This is a genomic window from Oleiphilus sp. HI0086 (genome assembly GCF_001635225.1).
This window is the reverse complement of record NZ_LWFZ01001108.1, coordinates 1-959: the sequence shown is the minus strand read 5'-3', so window position 1 is coordinate 959 and position 959 is coordinate 1. Positions and strand designations below refer to the sequence as shown.

General features: G+C 42.8%; 1 pseudogene. It reads left to right on the top strand.

Annotated features, from left to right (window positions below):
* Positions 1-386 precede the first annotated feature (386 nt).
* Positions 387-959, top strand: a pseudogene (locus A3756_RS19600) (oligopeptidase A); the annotation flags it as partial.

Here is a 959-nt window from a genome sequence, read left to right as displayed (position 1 = left end):
AATCGCGACTAAAGGCCAGATAGAGCTATCGGCTCCGATTTCAACATCACCAATAACAATGGCTGTTGGGTCGACGAAAACTGATGAGTCTAGTTTGGGGGAAAAGTCGAGATAGTTTCTCACGCAGCTCATAGGCTGATCCTCTTGTGATACATCTGGCGGTGTTATTGACGTCGTTGCGACCTAAGTGTTTTTTCGGTTCAACTTGAGGGCAGAGAATACCGAAAATTAGTGATCTTCACCAGTATCTAGCGCTATGCGAGCAAGTTGCTATAGTGAGACTAAGGGCTTTAAAAAATCATCAATGCCCCCATAAAGAATAAATTGTTCCAAGCTGCTTAGCTCGCTTGCCTTAAAAATANACCAAATAGATAGAGTTAAAATTAATGAACCCATTGTTAGCTGATTCGCCACTGCCACTGTTTGAGCAGATTACATTAGAGCACTTTGAGCCCGCATTAGATAAGGTGCTTGCAGACAACAGAGCTTTAGTCGAAAAGCTTGTAACTGATAAACAATATTCTTGGCAAGATTTTGCGTATCCTTTAGAAAGTGCTGACGATCGCTTGAATAATGTTTGGTCGGTTATTTCCCATTATAACTCAGTGCTAAATTCCGATGAGTTGAGAGAAATCTACAAGCGCCTTATCGCTAAATTGACAGAATACGGTACAGAAATGGGGCAGAATAAGGACTTGTTTTTAGCTTATCAGGCCTTGGCTGATAGCGATGAATACGCTGGGCTGAGCCAAGCTCAAAAGCAGTCAATCAAACATACTCTTCGTGGCTTCAAGTTGTCGGGAGTGGCGTTGGAAGATGATGAAAAAGAAGCCTACTCGGCATTGAAGAAGGAGATGTCAGAGCTGACCAACAGCTTTTCGGAAAATGTCTTGGATGCGACACAGTCTTGGACGCTCTATTTTGAAGACGTTGATTCACTTGCAGGTCTGCCAGAAAGT